Origin of the sequence: Chryseosolibacter histidinae, from assembly GCF_018598225.1 — a bacterium.
GTDB lineage: Bacteria > Bacteroidota > Bacteroidia > Cytophagales > Cyclobacteriaceae > Chryseosolibacter > Chryseosolibacter histidini.
The window spans coordinates 205970-222052 of the sequence record NZ_JAHESF010000009.1; the positions used below are offsets into that span (position 1 = coordinate 205970).

The following is a 16083-nucleotide window of genomic DNA, read 5'->3' on the forward strand; positions in this document are numbered from 1 at the left end:
AGATCTACCACCCCTCCTCTATCCCAAGACCGAACAACGCGAAATCATACTTCACCGGGTCGGCAGGGTCGAGCTTGCGCAGGTTGGCGGTCAGCTCCAGCGCGGTTTGCCAGTCGGTCTGCTTGCGCCGGATCATTTTGAGCCTGCGGGCCACGCGGTCCACATGCAGATCACAAGGGCAGACCAGCTGCGCCATGGAGATCTTCTTCCAGAGGCCGAAGTCAACGCCACGGTTATCCGCACGCACCATCCAGCGCAGGTACATGTTGATGCGCTTGCAGGTGGATTTACGCTCTGGTGTAGGCAGGTGCTTTTTGGTTCTGTGAGGATGGTCTTCGATGCTAAAAAAGGTGTGGTGAAAACTGATCAGCCCCTGCTCGACCGTTGTATCTCCGGGTGGTACTATAAAAGCATCTTCCAGCGATGCATGCTGCTGATAGTAGTGCTTCAGGAATTCGATGAAGTATAAAGTATCCGTACCGTTGAAGGTGCGATGTTTAAAATCGGAAAACGCTTTCAGGTCGCGTGTTTTATGGTGAAGGATGAAGGTATGCGGATCGTTGTCCATCCGCTCCAGCAGCTCCCTGCATTTGCGGATAATGGTCTTGCGCTGACCCCACGCCAGCACCGCAGCAAATAACCCGGAGATCTCGATGTCCTGCTTTTTTGAAAACGAACGAGGAACTGACACCGGATCATTCTCAATGAAGGCCGGCCTGTTGAACTGGTCCGCTTTTTCATCCAGGAACTGCTTCAGCTCGGCGGGATCAGGTTTCTTCGATAGTTTCACGCTGCGGGTTAAACTGCAAGATTACTTCAATTCATTGCAAACTTCATCATCGTTTAAATATCTTTAAGTCCGCTATAAATCCCATCTCCTCCATGAATATTAAAAGGATCATCAAGAGGTCACTGCTCGCCATCGTACTGCTGGTCGTCAGCTATGCATTGTATTATGCGTGGCAGGCATTTCCCATCATCAGCGGTTACGGAGCCAAAAATATGTGCTCGTGCGTGATGCTGGCCGGAAGAGCCCCTGAAGACGTGATCAAAAACGAGCTGGGTGGTTTTCCGCTCAGGCTGGGAAGCTTCGAGGCAAATTACCAGGATTCTTCCGCCACCGGAAGTGTTTTCGGGCTGGCCAAACGAAAGGCGGTCTACCGCAAAGGGCTCGGCTGCTCGCTGGTGGTGGAGATGAGCGAAGAAGAGCTCCGCAGCCAGAAAGTCAACCTCCCCGGGGCCCCTCCTGCCAACCAGGATACACTGGCATGGCCCATGGGAAATCTTGTCAACGATACGATAGCAACAGGCATCGATAACGAAAAGCTCGCCCAGGTGATGGACAGCGCTTTTTCAGAACCCGGCCCTCAAAAGCTTCGCAGAACACGGGCCGTCATCGTTGTGCACAATGGCAAGATCGTTGCCGAACGTTATGCTCCGGGATTTTCCGCCACCTCGAAGCTCATTGGCTGGTCGATGACCAAAAGCATCACCAACGCGCTGGTGGGCATCCTGGTGAAACAGGGCAAGCTCAACATCGATGCCCCTGCAACAGTGAAGACATGGACGGACGAAAGGAAGAACATCACCCTGAACGACCTGATGCACGCCAGCAGCGGACTGAGCTGGGAAGAAAATTACGGCGGACCCAGCGGCGCCACCAACATGCTGTTCAAGAAAAAAGACATGGGCCTGTACGCTGCCGAAGCAAAAGCAGCGATGAAGCCAGGGGAAGTTTTTTATTATTCCAGCGGTACCACCAACATCATCTCGCGGATCGTGCGTGAGACCATTGGCGACGAAGGTTATTACAAATTCCCGTATGAACAGCTCTTTTACAGGATCGGGATGTATAACACCACTATTGAGCCTGACGCGGGTGGAACATTTGTGGGTTCGTCTTATTCGTTCGGCACAGCAAGAGACTGGGCCCGGTTCGGATTGTTGTACCTCCATGACGGAGTCTGGAACAACGAAAGGATCTTACCGGAAGGATGGGTGAAGTATACGACCACACCAGCCAAAGGTGCAGACCGCGGCCAGTACGGCGCACAGTTCTGGCTCAACGCCGGCGCTCCCGGCAATCCGAAGAACCGTTATTATCCCGATGCCCCCGCAGACCTCTACTGGGCCGATGGCTTCGAAGGCCAGAACGTGTTTGTGATCCCGTCTGAAAATCTGGTAATAGTGAAGCTGAGCCTCTCGCAGGGAGATTACCTTGACGACAACAAGTTTCTCGCCGGAATTGTGGAAGCGGTGAAGTAATAGTTGACAGTTGACAACCCCGATGTTATCGGGAGCAATTGACAATAGATAGGAGAAATCGTCACGATTCCCCTTCACTTCAATTGACAACATGCCCAGGCAAATCCTGCGCTGGGTCTTTGTCTACTGCCCATTTGTCAATTGTCAACTGCAATTTATCTGCCGAAGTCATCCTGCAGTCGAACAATATCATCCTCGTTCGAAGGATTGGTGGGGTCCGTATGCTGCCAGATCTCTGCTACCATTCCCCAGCCATCGAGGCCCACGAGACGGTGGCGCTGGCCCTGGTTCAGGCGGATGATCTCACCGATCGAAAGTTTCTTCACGGCACCTTCCTGGTCTGTTTCACTGGTCACCACGCCTGCAGTGCCGGCAACAAGTTTCCAGATCTCCGCTCTCCGGAAGTGATACTGCCACGACAGCCGCTTGTCAGGCTGCACCATCAGGATCTTGGGACTAAGCTTTCCTCCTATCTTCAGTGTATCGAGCGCAATGCCCGGAAAGAACAATGCACCGAATTTTTCGGCCTGCGTTTCGTCCAGTACAAAAAAACCTCCCCAGGGCCTGTTCATATCTTTTGACACAACAGACAATCCCAATGTATCAAGGTATTGCTGAACAGATTGAAATACAGCGGGTTTTTCACCGGTGAGGGAAGGAAGTTTGCTCATGGATTAAAAATTTCGGCCGCAATATGCGAAACAGTATGCAGCAGGCAAAAAAAAAGTAAGCGGTAGGCAAAAAGTCCACAGTCGACGGTCCACGGTCCACAGCCGTGAGGTGCTGAAGAACGATCCTATTCGCATTATTCACACGTATGCAAAGTATGTTTAATGCCTGTAAACGGTATTACCGTGGACTGTCGACTGTGGACAGTGGACTCTTCATAATCAGTCGACATTGTATCTAATCCCGGCAATCTTCCTGATCTTATCAAGCGTCTCCATCAATGCGAGGGAGTCGTCGAGGCTCATTACGGGGCTTTCCGTGAGGCCTTTCTGCAAGCAATCGCCTACGTGGCGCGCTTCGAACTGGTAACCGAAAGCATCTTCGCGGGGCACTTCTATACTTGTTACCACATCTTTGCCGGTGACAACCTCCAGGGTACCCTGCGCATTGTGAAAGCGGTTGCGCATGTGGATCCTCCCCTTCGTACCGGCGATCATCGCTTCCACAGGGGTTTCTGACGCGAACGTTGACGAGAGCACCGCCAGCGCACCGTTGGCGAACTTCATGATGATGGCGCACTGTTCATCAACACCGGTGCTGTAAGGAGTAACCATGGCCTGGATCTCTTCGGGTTTGCCCAGCACAGACAGCGCCATGAATACCGGGTATATACCAATGTCCAGCAGCGAGCCTCCGCCAAGCGCCGGATCGTATAAACGCTGCGGTGCCGGGTCCGGTGCCTTGAATCCAAAATCTGCCTGGATCAGCTTCACCTCACCGACCACTCCTTCCCGGATCATCCGCATGGCCTCATCGTATTGTGGTAAAAACTTGGTCCAGAATGCTTCCATCATAAATACCTTCTGCTTGCGAGCCAACGCCACCATCTCACTGAGCTCACGTGTATTGAGCGCGAAGGCTTTCTCACACAGCACTGCCTTTCTATGCTGCAGACACAACATCACATGGCTGTGATGAATGCCGTGCGGTGTAGCGACGTAGATCACATCCACTTCCATGGACGAAGCCAATGCCTCATAACGATCGAAGAATAACCTGGCGCCATACTTTTCGCCAAATGCCCGGGACTTGGCGTGATCGCGTGAAGCCACCGCCACCAGCTCGGCATTTTCAACGTGCCGGAGGTCTGCTGCAAACTTGTTGGCGATCTTGCCACATCCGAGAATACCCCACCTGATTTTTTTGCTCATAAAAAATGACGAATCTTGTTAAACAATTGACAATTGACAATATAAAACAATTGACAAATTTACCCACCACTTTGTTTGAAAGTACGAGATACTGGGTACGAAGTACGATTGGTAACCTCACACTGCCCTGCTGTGGACCGTGGACCGTGGACTGTGGACTACTCAACGCATGAGACGCAAGGGCACCTTTCAATTCAAACAATTCAGCGTTGCGCATGACCGCAGCACGCACAAGATCGGGACCGATGGTGTGCTGCTGGGCGCGTGGGCGGACGTCAGCAATGCGCGATACATCCTTGATGTTGGTACCGGCACCGGGGTGATCGCCCTCATGATGGCGCAGCGTACTGCCGAACCTGTTCTCATCGATGCAGTGGAGATCGAAAAAGAGGATCGTGAGCAGGCATTGCAAAATGTGTTGCAATCACCATGGGCTTCAAGGATCAGCGTACACCATACGGCGATCCAAAAATTTTCGCCTTCGCACCAATACGACCTGGTGATCAGCAACCCACCTTATTTCATCAACAGCTGGAAACCTCCTGAAAAAAAACGAAGCCAGGCCCGGCATACCCATGAGTTGTCTTTCGATGAGCTGCTCAGCGCTGCCTCACGCCTGCTGGCGCCAACGGGCAGGCTGGCTGTGATCCTTCCCTACCAGGAAGCATTGCAATTTACAGGCAGCGCAAAAGATCATGGACTGCACATAGTCAGGCGCATGGAGTTCAGATCCCGCGCCCATAAACCCGTGGAGCGATTGCTGCTGGAGTTCAGTCGTCAGGCCGCGGATGTAAAAGACGAATCCCTGATCCTTCACGATCAAGGTGAGGAATGGTCTGAAGATTATCGCAGGCTTACACGTGACTTTTATTTGAAGAGCTGAGAATCGACGACCTCTGCTTCCTTAACGCCATTATCTTTTCTGCCTCCTGTCTTTCTACCAAAATAGAACGAAAAAGCTGAGACAACAATGTAACTGACGATCTGCAGGAAATACCGTATAAATTCTTCCTTGCCGATATAAAGACACGTTGTAATGAATCCCAAAAAAACAAATAGGATCATCACTGTTACATACGCGTATCGGGTAACAGTCTTTCTATGCTCTTCCGGTCGATTGGTGATTATCTGAGCCTGATACTCCAAAAGCCTTTTCGCATAATCTGCCTGGTGATCAGAATTTCTGATCCTAAGCTTGATCTGCTCAGCTTCATTTAAGGCTTTTTGGTACTGTGTTTTTACCAGTCTGTCGATAACGTTCTCAGGAAGTCGCTTAGGGACCTTGCCTGACTCATCCATCGTTATTCGAACTCAACAATGAACTTACCAAAACCGTTTGACCCAAGTTTGGGAAGAATAAGACGGCTGGAGATGATCCGGTCTTTGTGCTCAGAAACGAACTGCAGAAACTCTTCAGCATCCATCTCTTTAGTAATGGATGTTTTGAATTCTGTGAACTTGATACGAGGGGGTAATACTGAATGATCAAGAGAGGGCAAAGTAATCATACAATCAAAAATTTAAATGAATAATATTACTACATGAAGCTCCTGATTTAAAACTTACCGAGCAAATCAAACGCTATCTTTTTACAGAGTCTATTTTTAAAAGTGGAGTCTAAACATTCGCCTCGCTGCCCGCCACTGCTTTAAACAGGTAAGCTAAAACCTGACGCACGCTTATCTGAAAGAACCGCCTCCTGACTCCTGGCTCCTTATTTCTTTTTTTCTCTGTCCCTCAAACTGTTACAAGAAAATATTTATTTGTTATAACATATACTTTGATTCCGGTGTTATCTTGTACTACCAAATGAAACCAATTCGTATTATGAAAAAATTGAACGCACTTGTAATGATGCTCCTGCTTGTGGCAGGCGGCGCTGTGGCCCAAACTACCTGGACTGTGGATAAGAACCACTCCAAGGTAGGCTTTAACGTGACACACATGGCAGTCTCTGAAGTAGAAGGCAACTTTAAAGATTTTGAAGGATCGGTTATCAGCAAAGCGGAAGACTTTAATGGCGCTGAAGTGACCTTCTCAGCCAAGACTGCTTCCATCGACACTGACAATGAAAGAAGAGATGGTCACCTAAAGTCTCCCGATTTCTTCGAAGCTGAAAAGTTTCCTGACATTTCCTTCAAAGGTAAACTGGAGAAGGCTGGCGGCAAGTACAAGCTGAAAGGCGACCTGACGCTGAAAGGTGTGACCAAACCTGTTGAGTTCGATGTTACCTATGGTGGCAGCATCAACACGGGCAAAGGTATCAAAGCAGGCTTCAAGCTGAATGGTCAGATCAACCGCCAGGATTTTGGATTGACCTGGAACAACAAACTTGCTTCAGGTGAGGCTGTGGTAAGTGACAAAGTTGACGTTGTAGCAAAGATAGAGCTCGACAAAAAAGCTTAAGATCTTAAAAGCCCTGGCGACTGGCCGGGGCTTTATTTTTCACACGCTGCCCCATGAAACGAATCGAAGAGGAGATCCAGCAGAAGAAATTCAGAAGCCCGCATCAGAAAGCGGTGATCAATCTTATTTACACTGCCAACTGGCTTCAGAACAAACACCAGGGTTTCTTTAAAACGTATGGCATCACAGGGCAGCAGTTCAACATCCTCCGCATTCTGAAGGGACAGCATCCCAACAGCATCTCAGCCACCAACATCAAGACCAGGCTCCTGGATCAGAACTCAGACGTGTCACGTTTGCTCGACCGTTTGGCTACCAAAAATTTGCTCACCAAACAAGCCTGCACCAAAGACAAACGCGCCTTCGACGTCTTCATCACGCAGCAGGGCCTCGACCTCCTGAAAGAGATCGACAAACATCAAAGGCATATCGATAACGTTCTGGCGCTTTCAGACGATGAAGCTCACCAACTCAGCGAGCTGCTCGATAAATCGAGAGGCGTGCGATAATCTCCGTGCCGATAGCCGACCGGGATCAGATTTACAATCAATGCCTTCCAATTGTTGATCTAAAATCGGTAATCGTAAATTATAATAACGTCCTGGCTAAGCAATTCTGCCTTTTTTTCATTAGATTGAGTTATTAACCTAACTATTCATGAAAAGATCTTTACGCTTTCGGGTGGGAAGCAGAGTCTTGCTTTTCATCTTTCTCTCACTGTTTTTGCCCCTCGCCATACGTGCCCAGCAACCTGGTCTCAAAACTGAAGCAACAGAACCTCAGGCCACGCAACAAGTAACAGGTCACAACAATCTTCGCAAACTTGCAAACATCTATGACAAACAGCTCAGGCAGGCACAAGGCAAGCCCGAACCTGTGGGTGACAACGCCTTGCTGCGAAGACTTTATGAAATCGAATTATTGAAAGACCCTGCTACCGGGGTGATTCCGGAAGGGATCAGGGAACGGGAGCTTGCGTTCGCCCAGCGTCTCAATGAATCGCTCGGAAATAAGGCAGGACGTAAAAACGCCCGGGTTGTTGAAGACTGGAGGCCCAGAGGTCCGTTCAATGTTGGCGGACGTACGCGCGCGCTGGCCATAGACCTTGACAATGAGAACATCATTGTTGCCGGAGGTGTTTCGGGCGGCATGTGGCGTTCTGAAGACGGTGGTCTCACATGGTTCAAGACCACAGGCTCGAACGAGATCCAGAGCGTCACTGCGGTGGTACAGGATCCGCGTCCCGGTTTCAGAAACATCTGGTATTACGCCACGGGTGAGCGCATCGGCAACTCGGCTTCGGGTGGCGGCGCCTTCTTTGGCGGCAATGGCATTTATAAATCCGTTGATGGTGCCAGAAGCTGGAGCTTGCTACCGTTCACAGCAGACAACAGGCCACAAGCCAACAGTCGTTACGATATCATTTTTAACCTCGCCATCCATCCTGCTACGGGCGACCTTTATGCCGCTACTTTCTGGGGCATTCACCGGTCTACGGATGGCGGTGGTTCATTCACCGAGGTCATCGCCGGCGATTTCGATACCTGGACCGACGTGATGATCACACCCGGTGGCGTCATCTATGTAACTTTTGACAGCGGTGGCATCCCCAACAAAGGTATCCACCGGTCCACTGACGGCGTTACCTGGACCAACATCACACCGGCCACCTTCCCTGCCACGTATGGAAGGACCGTGCTGGGCTATACACCTTCTGATGAGAATATCATTTACGTTTTTGCAGACAACGCGAGCTCCGGCTTCCTGTGGCGTTATACGCACGGCGCTGCAACGCCCTGGACGAACCTCACGGCCAACATTCCCGCTTTCGGCGGAAGCGTGGGCAACCTCAATACGCAGGGCGGATACAACATGCTGATCAAAGTGCATCCGAGCAACCCCAACATTGTCTTTCTCGGTGCAACGAATCTTTACCGGTCGCCGAACGGATTTACTTCCCGCACAGGCATGGCATGGGTTGGCGGATATTCGCCGGCCAACAACGTGAGCATGTATCCCAACCAGCACCCCGACCAGCATGCACTGGTGTTCTATCCTTCAAATCCTTCCCGGGCACTCTCCGGCAATGATGGCGGCATCCAATATACGGATGACATACTCGCCACGAACCCGGGTGTGCTGCCAGTGCCCTGGACCTCGCGCAACAACGGATACCTGACCACGCAACCCTACACCTTGTCTTTCGATCCGCAGGGAACCGGTGACCAGCTGATGTCCGGGTTCCAGGATAACAGCACGTGGTTCACCAGCTCGTCGAACCTCACAACGCCATGGTCAGACGCATTTTCGGGCGATGGCTCCTACAACGCGTTTGCCGACGGCAGCATTACCCGCTACGTGTCTTCACAGGGCGGAAATGTTTACCGGCTCAACTACCTCTCCCCTGACGATGCGGGCGACGATTATGTCTCATTCACACGGGTCACCCCCACAGGTGCAACAGGGTTCGCTTTCGTAGCGCCTTTTGTGCTCGACCCCAACAACGACAACGTGATGTACATGCCGGCCGGCGCAAGAATGTGGCGCAACGACAACCTTGACGGGATCCCCGTCTTCAGCAACGCAACCACTTCGGTGAACTGGAACAACCTCGCCAACTCACAGGTACCCGCAGGCCACTCCATCAGCGCGCTGGCGGTATCAAGAATGCCGGCGAACCGTTTGTATTATGGCACCAACAACGGACTGATCTTCCGCATCGATAACGCCAACATAGGCGATCAGCCCAAAACCGACATTGCTACCGGCAAAGGGTTGCCTGTGGGCAATGTGAGCTGCATTGCCGTTGACCCGGCCAACGCCGACCGCGTTTTTGCTGTTTACTCCAACTACAACGTGAGAAGCATCTTTTACTCCGCTGATGGTGGAACCACCTGGACCGATATCAGCGCCAACCTCGAGGAGAATGCCACACCCGTAGGCAGCGGCCCATCCGTTCGTTGGCTGGCCATTGAAGGAAACAGCGATCGCTACTACGTGGGCACAAGCACGGGACTTTACTCAACGGTTGCGCTGAATGGCGCTTCAACGGTGTGGACACAGGAAGACGTTGACGGTATCGGTAATGTGGTGATCCCGATGATCAAAACGCGCGAAGACGGACTGGCTGCGGTAGCCACCCATGGCAACGGCCTTTACAGCGCCAGGTTTGAAGTGACCCCACTACCGCAGCCGACGTTACATGTGATCAATCCCATCGACGATTTTGAAGTGTTTGCCGGCAGCCCCAATACCATCATTGACATCAGCAACGTGTTCCATGACAGCGACGGCGACGCCATCGCCTATTCGCTGATCAATACAAACCCCTCGTTGATCACGGCATCGCTCAACGGAAACCTGCTCACGCTCTCCTACCCATCTTCTTCCCTGGGCAGAGGCACCATCGGCATCATTGCGAGTGCTGCAGGAGAATCGATCAGCGAACCGTTCACTATCACCGTGCGCGACATCGAATACATTCTCTACGATCAGAATACGGCCCCGGCAGGCTCGCGTCCCTCACAGCTCTTCACCAACTTCGGAAATGCGCTGGCCCAAAGTGCCGATGACTTTACCGTGGCGGCAGGCGATACATGGTCCATCGAGCGGGTAGTAACTCCGGGCGGCGTCAATGGAACACCGGTGTTGAATGCCATCCGGGTGGTCATCTACAAAGATACCCTTGGTGTTCCCGGCCATGAAGTATATGTGAGTCCTGCGCTGGTGCCCGCCTCCGGCACGGCCAATGCTAACCTCGACCTGGTGCTGCCTGCGCCCGTATCCCTGACAGCAGGAAAATACTGGATCTCGGTTTACGCAGAGCTGGCTTTTGTCAGCAGCCGGCAATGGTTCTGGCGAACAACCACCACCGTGAACGGCACACAAGGCCAGTTCAGGGATGCGGCCAACCTCTTCGGCGTTGGCGCTATCAACTGGACGGCACAGTCCGTAGCGTTCGGCGGAGTACCCACCGACATGTTGTTCACGATCTATGGCAAAGGCACGGTGGCAGCTCCCGCAGCGCCCAGCAACCTCGTTGCTTTATACAGCAGCGACACCCGGTTTAACCTGAGCTGGAATGACAACGCAACAACGGAGATGGCATACCTCATCGAACGTTCTACCAACGGAACGACCTTTGCCAAACGGACCACGGTTGGCCCCAGCAAAACAACCTACTCCGACACCGATCTCTTCGATCCCACGCTCACCTATTATTACCGCGTTGCTGCCATCGGCATCAGCGATACCTCGGCCTATTCCAATGTCGCCAGCACAGCGGTGATCCCAGACGCACCCGTAGCAGGGCTTGCCACCTTCGTGCTTCCCACGTTTTTTGTTGCCAACTGGACATCTGTGACCGGCGCAAACCACTATGAGCTCGATGTATCGGCCGATGATTTTGCAACCTTCCTGCCAGGCTTCGAAGCCAGGGTTGTGGAAGGCGACCACTACGTTGTATGGGGCACACACTTTAAACGATCTTACAAATACAGGCTGCGCGCAGTAAATGCGGGCGGCGAATCGGCAAACTCAAACGTGGTGATCGTTGCGCCGGTGAAGAACCTGAAGCTTGCTGCCGTATGCTCCGATAACCCGGACGTTGTGCGTCGATGGAGAATTACCAATCCCAACCCTTTTGATATCGAAGTGGAATGGGGACTACACAAAACATCGCAACGTGGAAACTACACGGCACCTCCCGGCGAATCTTATTTCACGACCAGTACAGTGAAGGGATCCAACACCGCGATCATCACCTGGCGCGATGATTTCTACATTCCTCACATCGATATGAAGGGTTCAACCAAGACCAGGTGTACCGGCACAGGGCATGACGTTGCCTACGCACGTTTTGCGGGCGACGATGAGATGCTGGAGACTGCTACACCGTTCGTGATCGACGCATGGCCCAATCCATCACGTGATAAATTCAATATCATGATCGCCTCGCCTTTTGAGGATGAGGTAGAGATGGAGATCCTGGGGTTAAAAGGTGAACGGGTGTTCTTGGCCAAAACACAAAGCAACATTGTGGTGGAGGTTGATGCATCCAGCTATCCATCAGGCATCTATCTGGTGAAAGCAAAGCAGCTGATCCACCATCAGACGCTGAAACTCGTTAAAGAATAGAGGAACCACAGTCGTATGAAAAGCTGCCGACTGTTACTTGTTTTCATCATTGTATGCCAGTATGCTTGCGCGCAGATCAGACCTGCAAGCGACAGCACACAAATTCCACCCGGTAACGTTGTTGTGATCGGCAGCGTCACAACGGTATCGGGCAACTATGCCACGTTAAAGATCGAGGAAGTTGTCGGCTCCGGCCAGGGTATCATCAATGTTCCGGCCGCAGGGCAGCAGATGCCTGTACGAATAACAAAAGACATTAAGCTCCGTACCGGTGAAAAGGTACGGGGCTATCTCAAAGAAAACCTGGAAGCTGATGCCTCCAGGTCTTCTTATGAGCTTGTGCAGGTCAAAAAGCAGTGACCTTAAAGTTCTTTTCTTACAAAGCTGATAAGCTCTTTGATGTAGTTCCTGCTGAAATCAAATTTGATATTGGCAGCCTTGTAGATCTCCGGGATGGAACGGAGGTAGCCCAGCTTCAAAGCGTTCTGATATCCCTGCAGCCCCTTGGCGGGATCGTTCCTGAAATTGCGCCACACGGCAATCGCGCCAAGCTGTGCCATACCGTATTCGATATAATAGAACGGCACCTCATACAGGTGAAGCTGTTTTTGCCAGAGGTAATCTTTGGCAACCTGCAGTCCCGACCAGTCAGTCTGTGTGTCTGCAAACTGATCGAAGATCCGGTTCCAGGCTTCCTTTCTTTGCGCCGGTGTGTGCTCGGGGTTTTCGTAAATCCAGTGCTGGAACTTGTCGATGGTAGCCACCCAGGGTAACGTTTCGATGCTATCTTCGAGGTGCTCACGTTTGGCGCGCTGCAGCTCTGCGGGATTGGTGAAGAAAACATTCCAGTGATCCATGGAGATCAGTTCCATAGACATGGAAGCGAGCTCGGCCACTTCTGAAGGCGTAGACTTGAAATCGTTCAACGCCAGCTCTCTCGTTAAAAAGTTATGGATCGCGTGACCACCTTCGTGCATGATGGTTACCATGTCGCGAAGGGTTGACGTAGCATTCATAAAAATAAAGGGCACGCCGATCTCGGCCAGTGGATAATTGTATCCGCCGGGAGCTTTCCCAATGCGCGATTCGAGGTCGAGGTGTCCCATGGCCTGCATCACAGACAGGCATTGTCCCAGGTATTTGTCGAGGCGGTGAAACACCTCGATCGTTTTTTCCGTGAGCTCTTTCCCATTGGTGAAAGGTTTCAGCGCTTCGCGACCTTCAGGATCAACCGCTTTATCCCAGGGACGCAGCGAATCAACCTTGAGCAGCTTCTTCCGCTCTTTCGCAAACTCATTCAGCAGCGGCACTACTTCGTGCTGAATGGCCTCATGAAAATTGAAACAGTCCTGCGGTGTATAATCGAACCGGCCCAATGCCTTGAACATGTAGTCGCGGAAATTTTTAAAACCCGCATTCACGGCAACCTGATGGCGCAGCTTGATAAGCTGGGTGAAGAGATCGTCGAGCGCATCTTTATCCTGAAGCCGGCGTTCTGTGATCTTGTGGTATACTTCCTCGCGTTTTTTCCTATCGGTAGACATCAGCAATACCGAAGCCTGCTGCAGGGTCATCTCCTTGCCATCGATATTGACGGTCATCGCGCCGGAGATCTGGGCGTACTTTTGCGATTGTGTGCTGATCTCGGTGAACAGGGGAACGTTCTCTTCGCGGAAGATCTCAATATCCTTTTTAAGGTTGCGGATCAGTATATCGTATCCTTCTTCTTTTGCCAGGTCATTGATAGCGGGCACTGCAGCCGCTTTCTTGTTCAGCTGATCGGAGACCGGTGCTATCTGCGGCTGTATGTTCTGAATGAAGTCCTGGTACGCTTTCAGGTAATCCTGGTTCTCGGTGTAGCAGGTCATGCGGATGTACCGCCAGGCAAGATCTTCGGAGATAACCGATTCCAGCTCACTTCTGTCCAGGAACCACTTCCGGAGGCTCTCCAGCGATTCTATTTTCCTGGCCAGCAGGTCGTCAAAATAGGGTTTCAGTACCTCCCACGAGGTCACGGCAAAGTTTGCCGGCAGGAACTTACGGACGGGGCGTTTGGGGATATCGATTACATCAGTCATAGTATCATAAATTATCGTTATGGCAAAATACCTAAAATGAAGCGGACTTCACAAACGGTTAAAATGGTTGCCAGTTGCCGGTTTCCAGTTGCCGGTTAAGGTCCGCCTTAATTCATTCGTCCCGGCTCCGGTCCACCGCATTTGCTATTTCAGGTACGAGGTAGAGGTAAGAGGTAAGAGGTACGAGGTACGATTAGTGGGGCTACGATTGCACCTTCTGTTTTCTATCAATCAATTGTTCCCGATAGTAATCGGAATGATTTTGCCCACTGCTATCGCCTACTGCCTACTACTACGCATCCCTGAAAACAGTGAGCCGAAGAACAATGTTACAACATCACTTCACATTTCATTCGAGCGCTCCTGACTCCTTACTCCTGACTCCTGGCTCCTTTTTTTGCATCCTTGTTTCCTTTTCATTAAGTTTAGGTTATCATCAGCAACCACCTAAGCAAATTTTGAATGCAGGAACTCAAGGACATTAAAAATCTTTTGGACCGCCTTTCAAAAAACGATGCGCATGCTTTTCGCCTGATCTTCCACGCCTTCTCAGACAGGGTTTATTCTTTTTCTTTCAGACTCACCCGTTCGCAGGAAACTGCTGAAGAAATGGTGCAGGAAGTATTCCTGAAAATATGGATCAACCGTGCATCGCTTGCGGCTGTCGATAACTTCAACGGTTATCTCTATACAATCACAAGGAATCTTGCTTTCAATACCCTGAAGCGACTCTCCATCGAAGAAAAAGCAAAGCATACTTTACAACGCGAATTCGCAGACAAACATTCCGACACCGAAGAAACGGTGATCCACCGCGACTATCAGCAACTGCTGAACCGCGCCATCAGTCACCTGCCTCCGCAGCAGCGCCTGGTATACAGCCTGTGTCACCAGGAAGGTCTGCGTTACGAAGAAGTAGCCCAGCGCCTGAAGATCTCCCGCCTCACCGTTAAAACCCACATGCAGCAGGCTCTCCGAACACTCAAATCACAATTCGCACACGTACTGCAAATTGGAATTGTTTTTCTTTCGCTGGGCTTGTAGTCACAAATTCGTTCTATCGACCAAACAGGTCCATAGTCAATGGTCCGTGGCAGGACGTGTATAACTGTCAGACTCCCGGACACCTTATAGTACTCTCAATCGAATACGCCACACCGGCCGGCTATGGACTATGGACCATCGGCTATGGACTTTTTTTTCATCACCACTACTCCTTACTCCTACCCACAATTGTCATTATAAACAGAACGGCTTAAAGCCAACGACCAGACGCCTTATGTACAATGACCGCTTGAATACTTTATTTCAACGCTATATCAACGCATCCTGCACGGAAGAGGAGATCAGTGAGCTCATGCAGTTGATCAGCAAACATGACAGTGCGGAGACCCGCGACTTCCTGCAACACTTATGGAACAACCCTGCCCATACACTACCCGCTGAAAAGGCAGAGAAGATCCTTCAGGTGATCCTGCGATCATCGGAAAGCAAACCCATGGAGCAAAGGCAGAGAAGCTTTACCTGGCTGAAGGCCGCGGCGGTCATCGTTTTTACAGTCCTTTCAGGAGGCCTGGTCTACAAGCTCGTGTCCACGGAAAAACAAATGCAAACGGTGGCGGACATTGGCGAAGAAAAACATCGCTTTATCAGGCTGCCCGACGGAAGCAGGGTGATCCTGAATGCAGGCAGTACACTGGATTATCCCGAAACTTTCAGCGATGAAGAAGCACGCGAAGTGTATTTGACCGGTGAAGCTTTTTTCGATATCCGGCACGATGCTAATAAACCTTTTATAGTGCACACCGAAAGGATCAACACCACAGTGCTCGGAACCGCTTTTAATGTGAAGGCATACCCGGGGCAGGACAATATTACCGTGACCGTTTCTCGCGGCAAGGTAAGGGTAAGCGATGAAGACAAGGTGCTGGGCATCATCACACCCGATCAGCAGATCGTTGTGCAAAAGACGAGCAGGAAGTCGTTGCAGCATGTTGTAAAGAGTGATGAAGCAACTGCCTGGACGGAAAAAGATATTTTCTTTGACGATGCCTCGATGCGTGATGCCGTGGATGAGCTGGCGCAACGGTTCAATGTGCGCATTGCCCTGGAAAACGAGCGCATCGGCAATTGCAGGTTTACAGCCACGTTCATCCGTGGCGAAGACCTTTACCAGATCCTCGATGTGATCTGCGCTTTTAATGGGGCGCAGTACAGCACCGATGGATCAGGCAACATCAGGATCAGCGGCAGCGGTTGCACACTTTAAAAGATATTGTATTAACCTAAACTTTGTTCCACTACCTAAACCCTAAATT

General features: G+C 51.1%; 14 protein-coding genes. 8 read left to right on the top strand and 6 right to left on the bottom strand.

Annotated elements, in window-relative coordinates; translation table 11 throughout:
* Positions 1-4 precede the first annotated feature (4 nt).
* Entirely contained in the window at positions 5-790 is a 786-nt protein-coding gene (locus KK083_RS11565) for a TIGR02757 family protein (protein WP_254163387.1), read from the bottom strand.
* A 92-nt stretch (positions 791-882) separates the two neighbouring features.
* Between KK083_RS11565 and KK083_RS11570 the strand changes: the two genes are divergently transcribed.
* Entirely contained in the window at positions 883-2265 is a 1383-nt protein-coding gene (locus tag KK083_RS11570) for a serine hydrolase domain-containing protein (protein ID WP_254163388.1), read from the top strand.
* 155 nt (positions 2266-2420) lie between these two features.
* On the opposite strand, the gene KK083_RS11575 is transcribed toward KK083_RS11570, so the two are convergent.
* Together KK083_RS11575 and KK083_RS11580 are read right to left on the bottom strand one after the other, a co-directional pair.
* Positions 2421-2936, bottom strand: a complete 516-nt coding sequence (locus tag KK083_RS11575) for a cupin domain-containing protein (RefSeq protein ID WP_254163389.1) — start codon at positions 2934-2936, stop codon at positions 2421-2423.
* A gap of 219 nt (positions 2937-3155) precedes the next feature.
* A complete protein-coding gene (locus KK083_RS11580) occupies positions 3156-4145 on the bottom strand; it encodes a Gfo/Idh/MocA family protein (RefSeq protein WP_254163390.1) in 990 nt (329 codons plus the stop codon).
* Positions 4146-4314: 169 nt separating this feature from the next.
* On the opposite strand from KK083_RS11580, the gene KK083_RS11585 reads away from it, so the two are divergent.
* Entirely contained in the window at positions 4315-5028 is a 714-nt protein-coding gene (locus tag KK083_RS11585; RefSeq protein ID WP_254163391.1) for a tRNA1(Val) (adenine(37)-N6)-methyltransferase, read from the top strand.
* Here the strand turns inward: KK083_RS11585 and KK083_RS11590 are convergent.
* The gene (locus tag KK083_RS11590) at positions 5013-5444 is read right to left on the bottom strand and encodes a hypothetical protein (protein ID WP_254163392.1); all 432 of its coding nucleotides are present in this window, start codon (positions 5442-5444) and stop codon (positions 5013-5015) included. The two genes, KK083_RS11585 and KK083_RS11590, sit on opposite strands and share 16 nt — an antisense overlap.
* A gap of 2 nt (positions 5445-5446) precedes the next feature.
* On the bottom strand, positions 5447-5653 hold the full coding sequence (locus KK083_RS11595) for a hypothetical protein (protein WP_254163393.1): 207 nt from the start codon (positions 5651-5653) through the stop codon (positions 5447-5449).
* Between the two features lie 319 nt (positions 5654-5972).
* On the opposite strand from KK083_RS11595, the gene KK083_RS11600 reads away from it, so the two are divergent.
* The 4 genes from KK083_RS11600 (at position 5973) to KK083_RS11615 (ending at position 12047) form a co-directional block, all read left to right on the top strand.
* A complete protein-coding gene (locus KK083_RS11600) occupies positions 5973-6551 on the top strand; it encodes a YceI family protein (RefSeq protein WP_254163394.1) in 579 nt (192 codons plus the stop codon).
* A 53-nt stretch (positions 6552-6604) separates the two neighbouring features.
* Positions 6605-7060 carry a MarR family winged helix-turn-helix transcriptional regulator gene (locus KK083_RS11605; RefSeq protein ID WP_254163395.1) on the top strand — a complete coding sequence of 152 codons (456 nt, stop codon included), beginning with the start codon at positions 6605-6607 and terminating at the stop codon, positions 7058-7060.
* A gap of 148 nt (positions 7061-7208) precedes the next feature.
* Positions 7209-11687: a T9SS type A sorting domain-containing protein gene (locus KK083_RS11610; RefSeq protein ID WP_254163396.1), complete on the top strand. Its 4479-nt coding sequence runs from the start codon at positions 7209-7211 to the stop codon at positions 11685-11687.
* A 15-nt stretch (positions 11688-11702) separates the two neighbouring features.
* Entirely contained in the window at positions 11703-12047 is a 345-nt protein-coding gene (locus KK083_RS11615; RefSeq protein WP_254163397.1) for a hypothetical protein, read from the top strand.
* A gap of 2 nt (positions 12048-12049) precedes the next feature.
* Here KK083_RS11615 and KK083_RS11620 read toward each other — a convergent pair whose 3' ends face one another.
* Complete coding sequence (locus KK083_RS11620; RefSeq protein WP_254163398.1) at positions 12050-13765, bottom strand: M3 family oligoendopeptidase; 1716 nt, start codon at positions 13763-13765, stop codon at positions 12050-12052.
* Positions 13766-14227: 462 nt separating this feature from the next.
* Between KK083_RS11620 and KK083_RS11625 the strand changes: the two genes are divergently transcribed.
* Both KK083_RS11625 and KK083_RS11630 read left to right on the top strand, forming a co-directional pair.
* Positions 14228-14809, top strand: a complete 582-nt coding sequence (locus KK083_RS11625) for an RNA polymerase sigma factor (RefSeq protein ID WP_254163399.1) — start codon at positions 14228-14230, stop codon at positions 14807-14809.
* A 250-nt stretch (positions 14810-15059) separates the two neighbouring features.
* Entirely contained in the window at positions 15060-16034 is a 975-nt protein-coding gene (locus KK083_RS11630) for a FecR family protein (protein WP_254163400.1), read from the top strand.
* Positions 16035-16083 lie beyond the last annotated feature (49 nt).

Excerpts from the sequence above, each read along its gene's own strand:
- KK083_RS11625 (WP_254163399.1), top strand. The coding sequence starts at position 14,228 with ATGCAGGAACTCAAGGACATTAAAAATCTTTTGGACCGCCTTTCAAAA.
- KK083_RS11570 (WP_254163388.1), top strand. The coding sequence starts at position 883 with ATGAATATTAAAAGGATCATCAAGAGGTCACTGCTCGCCATCGTACTG.
- KK083_RS11605 (WP_254163395.1), top strand. The coding sequence starts at position 6,605 with ATGAAACGAATCGAAGAGGAGATCCAGCAGAAGAAATTCAGAAGCCCG.
- KK083_RS11595 (WP_254163393.1), bottom strand. The coding sequence starts at position 5,653 with ATGATTACTTTGCCCTCTCTTGATCATTCAGTATTACCCCCTCGTATC.
- KK083_RS11590 (WP_254163392.1), bottom strand. The coding sequence starts at position 5,444 with ATGGATGAGTCAGGCAAGGTCCCTAAGCGACTTCCTGAGAACGTTATC.
- KK083_RS11580 (WP_254163390.1), bottom strand. The coding sequence starts at position 4,145 with ATGAGCAAAAAAATCAGGTGGGGTATTCTCGGATGTGGCAAGATCGCC.
- KK083_RS11615 (WP_254163397.1), top strand. The coding sequence starts at position 11,703 with ATGAAAAGCTGCCGACTGTTACTTGTTTTCATCATTGTATGCCAGTAT.
- KK083_RS11610 (WP_254163396.1), top strand. The coding sequence starts at position 7,209 with ATGAAAAGATCTTTACGCTTTCGGGTGGGAAGCAGAGTCTTGCTTTTC.
- KK083_RS11585 (WP_254163391.1), top strand. The coding sequence starts at position 4,315 with ATGAGACGCAAGGGCACCTTTCAATTCAAACAATTCAGCGTTGCGCAT.
- KK083_RS11575 (WP_254163389.1), bottom strand. The coding sequence starts at position 2,936 with ATGAGCAAACTTCCTTCCCTCACCGGTGAAAAACCCGCTGTATTTCAA.
- KK083_RS11600 (WP_254163394.1), top strand. The coding sequence starts at position 5,973 with ATGAAAAAATTGAACGCACTTGTAATGATGCTCCTGCTTGTGGCAGGC.
- KK083_RS11620 (WP_254163398.1), bottom strand. The coding sequence starts at position 13,765 with ATGACTGATGTAATCGATATCCCCAAACGCCCCGTCCGTAAGTTCCTG.